General features: G+C 51.8%; 13 protein-coding genes. 8 read left to right on the top strand and 5 right to left on the bottom strand.

Annotation, left to right across the window (positions count from 1 at the left end; all coding sequences use genetic code 11):
* Positions 1-444 precede the first annotated feature (444 nt).
* The 3 genes from CLV58_RS27505 to CLV58_RS27495 all read right to left on the bottom strand — a co-directional run bounded on the left by CLV58_RS27505 (position 445) and on the right by CLV58_RS27495 (position 4,116).
* Positions 445-810, bottom strand: coding sequence for a hypothetical protein (locus tag CLV58_RS27505; RefSeq protein WP_106141055.1), 366 nt, complete (start codon positions 808-810; stop codon positions 445-447).
* A 571-nt stretch (positions 811-1,381) separates the two neighbouring features.
* The gene (locus tag CLV58_RS27500) at positions 1,382-3,004 is read right to left on the bottom strand and encodes a Na+/H+ antiporter (protein ID WP_106141054.1); all 1,623 of its coding nucleotides are present in this window, start codon (positions 3,002-3,004) and stop codon (positions 1,382-1,384) included.
* Positions 3,005-3,045: 41 nt separating this feature from the next.
* On the bottom strand, positions 3,046-4,116 hold the full coding sequence (locus CLV58_RS27495) for a 3-oxoacyl-ACP synthase III family protein (RefSeq protein WP_106141053.1): 1,071 nt from the start codon (positions 4,114-4,116) through the stop codon (positions 3,046-3,048).
* Between the two features lie 1,549 nt (positions 4,117-5,665).
* Between CLV58_RS27495 and CLV58_RS28585 the strand changes: the two genes are divergently transcribed.
* The 7 genes from CLV58_RS28585 (at position 5,666) to CLV58_RS27465 (ending at position 7,803) form a co-directional block, all read left to right on the top strand.
* Positions 5,666-5,815, top strand: coding sequence for a hypothetical protein (locus tag CLV58_RS28585; protein WP_170108818.1), 150 nt, complete (start codon positions 5,666-5,668; stop codon positions 5,813-5,815).
* 151 nt (positions 5,816-5,966) lie between these two features.
* A complete protein-coding gene (locus CLV58_RS27490) occupies positions 5,967-6,227 on the top strand; it encodes a hypothetical protein (protein ID WP_106141052.1) in 261 nt (86 codons plus the stop codon).
* 61 nt (positions 6,228-6,288) lie between these two features.
* The gene (locus CLV58_RS27485) at positions 6,289-6,510 is read left to right on the top strand and encodes a hypothetical protein (RefSeq protein WP_106141051.1); all 222 of its coding nucleotides are present in this window, start codon (positions 6,289-6,291) and stop codon (positions 6,508-6,510) included.
* A gap of 31 nt (positions 6,511-6,541) precedes the next feature.
* Positions 6,542-6,727: a hypothetical protein gene (locus CLV58_RS27480; RefSeq protein ID WP_106141050.1), complete on the top strand. Its 186-nt coding sequence runs from the start codon at positions 6,542-6,544 to the stop codon at positions 6,725-6,727.
* A gap of 49 nt (positions 6,728-6,776) precedes the next feature.
* Positions 6,777-7,016, top strand: a complete 240-nt coding sequence (locus CLV58_RS27475; protein ID WP_146141569.1) for a hypothetical protein — start codon at positions 6,777-6,779, stop codon at positions 7,014-7,016.
* A gap of 186 nt (positions 7,017-7,202) precedes the next feature.
* Positions 7,203-7,553 carry a hypothetical protein gene (locus tag CLV58_RS27470; RefSeq protein WP_106141048.1) on the top strand — a complete coding sequence of 117 codons (351 nt, stop codon included), beginning with the start codon at positions 7,203-7,205 and terminating at the stop codon, positions 7,551-7,553.
* Positions 7,554-7,593: 40 nt separating this feature from the next.
* A complete protein-coding gene (locus CLV58_RS27465; protein ID WP_106141047.1) occupies positions 7,594-7,803 on the top strand; it encodes a hypothetical protein in 210 nt (69 codons plus the stop codon).
* A 555-nt stretch (positions 7,804-8,358) separates the two neighbouring features.
* Here CLV58_RS27465 and CLV58_RS27460 read toward each other — a convergent pair.
* Entirely contained in the window at positions 8,359-8,766 is a 408-nt protein-coding gene (locus CLV58_RS27460; RefSeq protein ID WP_106141046.1) for a response regulator, read from the bottom strand.
* Between the two features lie 626 nt (positions 8,767-9,392).
* On the opposite strand from CLV58_RS27460, the gene CLV58_RS28580 reads away from it, so the two are divergent.
* Positions 9,393-9,542, top strand: coding sequence for a hypothetical protein (locus CLV58_RS28580; RefSeq protein ID WP_170108817.1), 150 nt, complete (start codon positions 9,393-9,395; stop codon positions 9,540-9,542).
* Positions 9,543-9,666: 124 nt separating this feature from the next.
* Here the strand turns inward: CLV58_RS28580 and CLV58_RS28220 are convergent, their stop codons facing one another.
* On the bottom strand, positions 9,667-10,224 hold the full coding sequence (locus tag CLV58_RS28220) for a hypothetical protein (RefSeq protein WP_146141568.1): 558 nt from the start codon (positions 10,222-10,224) through the stop codon (positions 9,667-9,669).
* Positions 10,225-10,782 lie beyond the last annotated feature (558 nt).

The following is a 10,782-nucleotide window of genomic DNA, read 5'->3' as shown; positions in this document are numbered from 1 at the left end:
GATCAAGTGGCCGAAGCCGAGTTGTCCTACTTGTAGTCCAAAGATATGAAAAAAGTCCTATCTCAAAAGTTGCTTTTCACGACAGTACCAGCGGTACAATCGTCGACGGCGGCATTCAAGCCTGAACTACCAGACCTCAGTCCAACAGGAATCTTATTTTTACACCGCTCCGATGGTTGCCTAAAAAAATCTCCAGTGCACTGTTGCAAGTCCAAAACGTCACACGAATGTCACAAAAACATTATGACTGTCACGTAGTCGTCACAGAGGTGTTACGAAAGTGGTCCATTTTCGCAAGTCGTTCATGTAGTCACCGCTCAAGTCTTTCCTCGGCCCTTTTTAGGGTCCCCCACCAAGTGATTATTCCCTCAATGCAACGACGAATAGTGTTGAACTGAACCGATCAATCAACTAACCTAGGGCTGGGGATATCCTGCTGAGGGGCTAGTTTTGAGCCAGATAAACTTTGCTCATGTTGCTATAGAGTAAATCCTGCCTATGGGCCGTCTGGTGCCCGTTGAGCCGTCGGCTGATGCGATAGATTTGCTGGTAGGGGATACTGATGCACCGAGCTGGCTGGGGTAGCTGTTGGCTGAGCGTCAGTTCGCAGACCAGCGCGTCCGGCCCGAACTCGGCTCGCCACAGCGAGTCGTAGTCAATCACCAGCGGTGCATGGCACCAATGGCGGCTAGCAGGCTCGCTTTTGGGCAGTCGGTAGACATAATTAGCATAGAGGTGATAGCTACAGTGTGGGTGTAGGATATCGATCAGCATGCGCTGCAACAAAGAACGTACGGTCAGATCGGGCATGAAGGCTGTTTTGAGCGGTGGCTAGCAAAGCTACTCTGGGCGGGTAGTATAGCGGTTAATCAACCCGCCTTCGATAAATGTGAAACTCCTTTTCCAGCCTGACTAAAGTCTTGTTAACTCAACCTAGAACCGAAGAAGAGGCGTTGATTTATGAGATGAGTATTTGAGAATGTAGCAACCAGAAATCAACCGCTACTGACGTTACGAATTCACCGACTCGTAAAAACGGGCGTTGGGTAAGACGGTATTAGACGGCGTTCTTGTACTTTAGCTACTATAGCGTTTTCTTATCACTTCCTGAGTTGATCGGCCTTATTGAGCAAACTCTGTATTCGCAACTCCAAATCTGCCTGTCTGCTCGCTAAGCGCAGGCGCCGTTGTTCAATCCGCGCTAAAAGCGCTGTGTTGTCGTTTTGAACTTGCTCACGACTAACTGATTTTGCGTTCTGCATATACTATACTAAACAAAAGGTATCACCACATCGCTTTGCCAATATGGCAAAACGGACCAGGTTTGATATCGTCAGTAGCCATTACTTCTCGCGTTACAGCCCTGAATCAGCCGGGTTGCTCACCCTGGGGCCGCTTGCTCAGAGGCATCCAGCCGGGCCATCGCCAGATCAATCCGTCGTTCTGCTGTTCGCAATACCTCATCACTAAAGTGCTTCTCAGTTGCCAGTGCCACCAGCAGCGTCTGCTGGTAATGACCCAGCGTGCGCTCGGCAGCCCACTGCTGATTTACCAATCCCTGATCCGTAACTAAGTCTGGAGCTGAGTACGTCTGATAGAGCGTTGCGTCCAGTTCATGCACCAAAGCCCGGTAGCGCCGGATAAGGGTTTGTTTGAGCTCGCCCCGTAAGGCCAACGGAAAGTCGTTTTCCAGATATGCCAGTGATCGACTGGCCAGCAGTAGCTCCAGCGCCTGATCGGCCCGGGCCTGATCGATTTGCGGGGGTAACCCTAACAGGCGAATGAGTAGCGGTAAACTCATCCCCTGAAGCACCAGCGTGACTAAAATGACCACAAACGATAAGAACAGAATCAGCGGGCGTTGAATAAACCCCTGACCCGAATTCAGCGTCAGGGGCAGGGCCAGCGCGGTCGCCAGCGAGAGGACGCCTCGGGTGCCGGTCCAGGCCACAATCAGCACGTTCCGCCAGTCTACGTCAGTAGTCCGATCATCCGTATCCGAAGCGGTTGACCAACCCAGCAGGCGTGGGTAGTAGGTGCTGAAAAACACCCATAAGATGCGAATCAGAATGGTAACAAGGCTGACCGTAACGCTATATAGCAACAACTGACTGGTCGTATACCCGTGCAGATCGGCCACAATGGCTGGTAGCTGCAGGCCAATCAGGAGAAAGACCAGGCCTTCGAGCAAAAAAATAAGGGTGTCCCATACCGCCCGGGATTCCAGGCGTGCCTGCGGTAACAGGACTTCCGGTGCCTGACGAGTAATGAATAGCCCCGCGCTGACGACGGCCAGAATCCCCGAGGTATGCGCGTGTTCAGCGGCCAAATAGGCAACATAAGGAGCCAATAAGAGCAGGCTGGTCTGACTGGTAGCGCTGCCGATTCGACGGAGCAGTAGAGTTACTAACCAGCCCAGTAAACCACCAATCAACAGCCCGCCCCCGGCCACCAGCGCAAATTGTAGACTGGCCTCCCACAGCACGAAATGGCCCGTCAGTACTGCCCCCACAGCGTAGCGGTAAGCAATTAGCGCGGAGGCATCGTTGAGCAGGCTTTCGCCTTCCAGAATGGCAATCACGCGTTTGCTCAGGCCCAGGCCTTTGATGATGCCATTGGCCGCCACCGCGTCAGGGGGCGAGACAATAGCCCCCAACACAAAGGCCATCGGCCAGCTAAAGTGGGGAATAACGTAATGAGCCGCCAGGGCCACGGCGCTGGTGGTAAAAAAGACCAGCGTAACGGCCAGGGTAGTAATGGGGCGAATGGATCGGGTAAATTCTTGCCAGGCTGTTTTAGAGGCGGCCTGATAGAGCAGCGGCGGAAGGAAAATAACGAAGGCGACCTCCGGGTCAAGAGCCAGATCAGGCAAAAATGGGACGAAACCAATCAACAGCCCGGTACCCACCAGTAAAACCGGGTAAGGCACCTTAATTTTATGGGTAATCGCCGACAGCCCGATCAGCACCGCCAGCATAAAGACAACTGTTTCAACGTGGACCATATGTCGCCAGTTTGAATGATGAAAACGGCCGATCCGCTGCGTTAGAAGCGATACACCAGGGCATTGATGTTCATACCGGCCCCCACCGAGGCTAGCACAATCGTGTCGCCCGCTACAAGCCGTTGATTCGTTAATTGCCCCCGGCAAATCAGGTCCAGTAACGTGGGTAGGGTTGCCACTGAGCTGTTGCCCAGCCAACCAATAGTAATGGGCATCAGGGCCCGATCAGGACGCCCGTAGTCGTACAATTGGAAGAGCCGCTCCAGCAAGGCTACGTTCATTTTGTGGTTGGCCTGGTGGAGCAGTACCTTGCTCACGTTTGCCAGTTCCAGACCCGCTTTATTCAGGGCGGTTTGAATGACCGCAGGCACATGGTGCAAAGCAAACTCGTAAAGTTTACGCCCGTTCATTTTCAGAAATCGGTCGGGGCTTACTACGGGCTGCGGGGCATAGCCGGGTCCCATGCCAAGCAACCCGGCGTACTCGTAGGCGTGGGTCTGGGTATGATGCGCTAGGATGCCCGCTGACCCAGCGGGAGCCGCTTCCAGCAGGACGGCTCCACTACCATCACTGAACAATAAGGAATCCCGATCGGCAGGATCAATCACCCGCGACAGGGTTTCGGCACCGATCACCAGGCAACGCCGGGCTTCCCCGGAGCGAATGTAGTAGTTGGCCTGAATAAGGGCTTCCAGCCAGCCCGGGCAGCCAAAAACCAGATCATAGGCGACACAATTGGGATTGCAAATGCCTAAGCCGGCTTTGATACGGCTGGCCACTGAAGGTACCATCGTCACGCGATTGCTCTCGACCGCTACATCCCCGAAGTTGTGCGCCACAATCAGATAATCCAGCGTTTCGGGATCAATCCCCGCGCTGGTCAGGGCTTGTTCGGCGGCTAGTAAACCCAGCTCAGAAGCCTGCTGATCTGGACGGGCATAGCGCCGTTCAGCGATGCCGGTGATGGCCTCAAACTGCTGTAAAAGGACCGCGGGCTCGGTGGCAATGGCCTCCCCCAAGGGTGTAAAAAACTGAGCCCCCAAAAAATCCTGGTTTTTGACGACGGTATCGGGGATGTAGCTACCCGTAGCGGTGATAACGGATTGAATCATTGATCAGTGCTTATAGGCGAGCGTTCGATGACCACCAAGCGTCAATCTAGTGATCTACCTTTGCTTAGTACCAGTTCGTAACAACCCCTTTATTGCCCTTCCCCCGATTGGTCCCAGGCTGCGTCCTGGGACCAATCGGGGGAAGGGCAATAAAGGGGCTCGATCGCTTACGATTTAGTTGGAAGCGGGGTATGCTGTTTGCTCAACCCGCTTGTGAGCAGGAGCACGACCGTCAATCGTGGTGGCCGGTAGCTGCTGAACAGGAGGCTGAATTCGATCCGATGTAGGCGGATTTTCTCGGCCAGGTGATACAAATGTCCAGTGTAGAGCATCGGCTGAACAGTTGGCGTGTTTGAGCATAGCCTCGGTTGGCGAATCGTTTTGGGCTATCCCCTTGCCGAGTTGATAAGCTTCTTGGGCCGTAATTGATTCGGAAGCGGGTTGGGCGGGGACGGACTGTGCCTGGGACGTAGTGGTAGCCAAACCGGTAGCTACTAAGAATAATATAAAAAATGTTGATTGAGTATTCATTGTAGGGTCCGCCACTAGAGGAGGATATACAGTCAACAGATCCTACTAAAGAATAGTTACAAACTACTGATAATTAATAAATTAACTAAATTTAATTGTCACCTATAAGCCATAGTAATTATGCCTTTCCTTATGTATTTCTCTGTGAACGTTACCTAAAAGGCTGATCTCCGAGTATGGAAAACACAATTAATTGACTTTCGGTCGCCGACCGTTGGCCTTGCGCCTGGCCTTGATCCATTACCGTTTTAGAGACCGGGGTGAATGCTATTTTTAATAGAACTACCTTGCGTAAATGCATACGCTAACTGAATCAGAACGGTATTATAACGACTGGCACTTTACCAATTATCCAAGTGGTACGGCCTACAGTCAACTAACCACTCAACAACAACACGGTATGCGGCAGAGCGCCAGCTATTTGATTTGGCGGGCGAGCCAGGCGGCCTGGCCCTTTCAGCGGGCTTTCTGGCAGCGAAAAAATAAATAGGGTTACGTTGACTGAACTAATACCTTAGCATATGACTTATGAATCGTATCTCGCTAATGGGAGCCTGAGTCGACTAGCTGCGACGATCAGCTGGCCGGCTCCAACGGGCCACCCAACCGACTTACACGCCCACTGCTTCCTGTCAACGCCTGTTGACTGATCTCCGAAACGCTACGATCCAGTAGACATTAATCCCTACAGCGCCGAGCGCATTTCTCGCTTGGTCAAGTGGCTACAACGCTCCGGGCCAGAGTTGCGCGCAAGGCGCATCAAGTAAGCCAGCTAACCTGCCAGGGATATTTTCACCTGACTAAAAATTAGTGCGTAAGCCGGTGAGCGGCCTATCGCATCACTTGTTTCTTAGCAACGTGTCGCCGTACGTACTGGAACGGCACGGTCACTATTGCTACTTGGCGTTAACCCTACCGGACAAGAAATCATAGATCAGGCTTACGACCACGCCCCAGGCCGTGGTACCCGGGTGAGACTGTAGGCCTTTATCAATCACCAACGCTAGTACTAACTACTATGGCTACCCAAGACAAGAAAAACAAGAATACAAAAAAAGCAGCGACCACGTCTACCAAGAAGAGTGGGGGAGCAAGTTTACCGGCTTACCTGCGCCGGGAAGCGGCCTTTACGGCGGCTCATCCAGGCGATAAGAAACCGGGCAAGTAAGCCGGCTGCTGCCTTGTCGCCGGTCAATGAGTTACCGATAGCGCCACCGCGTGGTTACCCTAACTGCCTGAGTAGACTCAGGAGCGTATCGTTGGACGTCCTGGCTGCCCGCTACCCTGAATAACGCCGTTCCCTTAACCGACAAAAGCCCATGCCCAATCCGCTTTTTGGCCGCAGCGCGCCTGTGGATAGTGCCGTGATCCGCCACCATCTGGACCGCTACAAAACACGGCTGGTTGTCTTCGATTATCACGATCCGCATCGATTGCTATCCCTGAAGTCCTACGCTAGTGAGGGCTACCTGCAGACAAAACGCTCCCTTCGGCATAAAGTAATCTGCACCTTACTGGGGGATGAGACCCAGCTTACAGAGCACCCACTGGCTGACATGCGGCTTTACCGGGGCTTATAACCAGCCCGCCCCCCCATGGCCGTATCGAAGCCGCCTGTTCTTTCAACCGAGTTCACTCGTTATGACGACCCACACACTGCTTATTATTACTGGCTACGGCTCAGTGAGCCCCAAGGCCTGGAAACGCGGTTATCTCGACGTGAGTGAGTCGGAAGCGCGACGACGGTTTCTGACCAGCCATCCCAGTGCACGGGACGTCAGTTTACAAGCTATTGCGTTTAGCGACGAATTGACGATTAGTTCGACCAGTTTGATCGCTTCAGCTTCGGGCATCGTCTTGTAGCTGGTAGCGAAGCCATCTTACCGCTTTTTTTATGAACTACCCCACGAATCCGATCCCGGCGAAACTACGTCAGCCGTTACCGCCGGCACGCATTCCCGCTCACAAGCAGCCTTACCTGCTACAAGGCAGCCCGGACACCATCTTGTATTTGACGCCCGCTCAGGCCAGTAACCGCAGCGATCTGATTGCTCAGTTCTCGGCCGTCCCTCCCTGTTAGGGTAAACTAAATTACGGCTCCGCTTTGGTGTAGCCGTTTCCAACCGACTATGAGTTACGCGACCCGAATGAATGTCGATCAACTTTTTACCGTCGACGGTCCGGTAATGACCCCTAACCGACTGGTAAACATCATGGGTGTTTTCCGGGGTGGTGCTGAGATGAGCATGAGCCATAACTCGATCAACGGTGTTGATCTGCTGAGTTGGCAAGGGAAGGATTTACTAGTCGAAGTACGGCAGTTTGCTGGTCTTGACGAGCACTATATACTGGGTCTGGCCGTGCAATAGCCCTATAGGTTTTTGTGCTTACTGTTACGCGTTGAGCGTAAAGTTGTGCTCCGTCGTCCACCCGTTGTTTCCCGTGATAAATCCATTGAATCACGCGCTTCGGACGACTCAACCGGCCCGTGGCTGAAGGCTAAGCCACAATCAGCCGGGAGAACAATGCCCGGTCGATAAACTACACAGACGAAAATGGCTCATGATCCCGCCTGCTTGGAATTCCCCCGTCGATCGCTAGCGAGCCTGACCGATCAGGAAAAAAAGACTCTTTTTACCGCAGCCTTTGGGGAACCGATCGATGGCCAGATTAGAAACGATTGGCTAACGCCAAGCAACTCAATTGGCCTGATGGGGCAAACCCACCAAGGCACTAAAATTTTGACTGTTTTTGCTGACGGCTATATTCACGGCGAGATGAGCACTGTGGGTGCCTCCTTCCACGCCGTCCGAGTAGTCCGCTATCTGGATAGCCTCCGTATTGGCTGGGCAGGCATCGATTACCCGGCGGCTGAACCCGTGCCCCCTTGGGGCCGTCTCTGTTAAGTCTAGACAAGTAACCCCATCTCATTCAATTAAGCAGTAGATGTCTAAATTCATCACCGTGTTAGTCGAGGGCCAGCCTGAACTGGTAAACGTAGATCACATTCAGCGGGTGCGCCGGGTTGGACAGGAAAGCTGTCAACTACATGTTGGGATCTCCCGCTCGGAGCAGGTGCCGCTGGATGGGAGTATTCTGCTGATCGATGAGTCTTATGAAGCCATCGTCAAACGGATCACTCAAGCACATGGCTAATCGTGGCGCTGATCACACGGAAGCCCTAAGGCAACTATCCAGCGCGTTCGAAGTAAGGCAGCCCCGCGCTTACTAGCTGTTAAGCGAACTCAGCCCACAGGTCCACTCGATGACGCTTACTTGGCGATGACCTACAGCATAGCCGGTTTGTGCTGAACAAGACTCCAATTCTTACAATGTTGGCTTTTAACGAACCCGTTTTCTAGCTGGTCAAACACTCCAAGCTGTAACGAAGCACTATTTACCCTCCAGCTTCCTTATGGAGGATAGTTACTGGGGCTGGCCAGCTCTCGATTCGGCTTCAATCGCTCCAGTTCATCCCAGAGGGCGTCAATCTTGAGATTAAGCGCCACAATACGCCCTCTCAACTGATGATCACGCACTTGTGCCCGGGGCATGAGCTGCCGACAAGTCAGCGTGATACGGGCCGTCTCTTGGAGCAACTCACCAACTATGGATTGAAATATGGGGCATCAAGTATTGGGTATGCTTGCTTGACTAAATCACAGTAGCCATCTCCACACTCAAAGCCGGTAATCAGTAGCCCACCGAGCGTCAACTGTGTGCTATCCAACTCCGGCAGAGCTCACCTAGTTCGGCTTTGAGCCGATTGGCATCGCTTTGTTTGGGCCAGAATGAGTTGGCCCCCGCCTGGTAACAAGACTCGATGTCAGTGGCGGATGCCTGGGCACTCATGATGACGATAGGCATAACGTGGTATCGGTTGTGGCTCCTCAGTTTTAGCAACGTTTGATAGCCATCTAGGCCCGGCATGTGAAGATCCAAGAAGATCAAGTCGGGTAAACGCTCAAAGCGAACCAGGGCCCGCAGGAAGTGGCTTCCGTCAGCGAAGACCGCCATTGAGTGGGGCGCGTAAGTGTGTTTGAGCACCTGGGACAACACGAGCTGATAGTCATCCGAGTCATCGACCAGACAGATAAAAGGGATATATTGGGTACTCATTCGTCAGCAAATAATTTGCTTACCTAACTCAAGTAGTGGTGAGTAGACTGTAATCGAGTGCAAGTAATGAGCTACTGGGCGCAATGAGCTTGCCTAGTGTCTGGGTAAGTGCGCTGCTCCGATTAAGCCCACTTACTTAGTCTTTTTGTCTCAAATAATGCTCATTTGCCCCTTACGGCTATTGTTGCAAATGCCCATTGAAAGGTAGCGACTCCCCGAACGGACGTAGCCTTTGCAACGAATGCATTTCCGGTGAACTGTCGGAAAGTATCAGGCAGGCCATAGCACTCGAAGTCTGCAAACCGATACAGGACGCTGGCATCTAAAACGTCAAAGCCACGATACTACCGTGGCCTGAGCGCGAATCTACTTGAGCGTCCGGTCCCTACTAGTCAAAACCCGGACAACGAAAAGAACTTTCAACAAATAACAACTTGGCAATGCCAGCGTCTTTATCCAACTCTCTACACTGTTGTAGCTGTCAGCCACAGTGAAAGGTAGACCTAATAAATGCCGATAGCTATTTAAACTTTGACTATCAGCAAATGAACCCACAGCCCCCCCTTAGACGCACCCAAGCGAATCTATGAAGCTACGGAAGGAGAGAACGATATTGACCGTACGTGGTGAGCCTTTTTGAAATTGACTACTCCTACTTCGTTGATTCGGAAGGCGACCACTTTGTCACGCCTGAGATGGGTGACGCTATTCTGAAACAGGCGTGGGACCAGTATAATGCCAAGTATGGCATCAATGTAGGTCCGTTCGCCAGTTAAAACACGAAATCCCGTCTAGCAGGCAGGATGTGTGCTTAAATAAGGTGAAGTGTTGATGCTGTGTCGAATAAGCCTGGGCGAGTCGCTTCAAAGACAACCCGCTGTTGATAGCGCTTCGGGTAAGCTAATCGCTGAGAACGAAAGTTATTGTGCGCAGACCACCATCAATAGATCGGTCTTTGATCACCAGTCCCGTGTCCTCGTTGAACAAACGATCACCAATGACGGGCAGGCTACCAAAACTCTTATGAAAGGCATTGATACTATTGAAGCAGATTTCCAGTTGAGCCATGTAGTCAATTGCTACATCCGTGTCTTCAAACCAATTTGGTGAGTTGGAGCGGTGCTTAATTGATACCAGTAGCCGCTCAGAGAACAAAAACTGAATATGCCACTTGGCAATCACCCAGTGATTATCACGATGGGTGTCCACGACTGAGTTCCGGCGTTTGTCACCCATTGGCTTTAATCGAGTTGTTAACAATGAAGAATGTCTGATCCAATAATGCCGTTCGAAACCAGCTTTTCTATACCGGCTGAGTAATTCTTTAAACTGGGAATAGGCCGTTGGCTCGTGAGCTACTGGCCGAAACAACGCTTCCGATGCGTAGTCTGGTAAAATGAACAGCGAAATCGCTCGAGGGTGGGAACGTGTGAAGGTGAATACGGGAACAAAGGCCATGATCAGCGGTGCTAAAATGTCTGCTAACGCAGCGATGGGAACCGCTAAAACAGGTTCGGGTTAGATGATGCAACCTACCCTTAATACGGGTATAAAAAGCGTATTAAAACAATATTAATTCTATGTAATGAATAGACTTTGATTGGTTACTCGTATTCTGGTTGAGCCTTGAGCCGGAACTATTCCAGGAGCGTATGAGGGCCAGTTGAGAACTGCCAAAACAAGCATTAGTAGCGAGCATAAGAAAGTTACTGTCAATCCAGCGCTCATCAGACAAAAACGGTGGGTCCGGTAAGGTATACCGTTCTGGCCTCAGGCAAACCTACCTTCATTTCACCTGGCAGGGTGGGGGCATTGTAACGAAAATCGTTCGTCTCGCAAAACGCTCCCACCCGAGACAAAGAGAAATACTCTTATTTTCGATCTGGGCGTTTTTACTAGCCTTTACTAGTTAGTAATTGCAATATGTACTTTGCAACAAGCCGCTTATCTTAGCCATTGGGCGATTGGCCCTTCGCGCCTGCTGTTCTTCTGTGGGCTGGCCTCATGCATGCGCTT

The organism is Spirosoma oryzae (assembly GCF_003002825.1).
Lineage (GTDB): Bacteria > Bacteroidota > Bacteroidia > Cytophagales > Spirosomataceae > Spirosoma > Spirosoma oryzae.
Note: the sequence above shows the minus strand (reverse complement) of the source record. Positions and strands in the feature narration are given on the sequence as shown.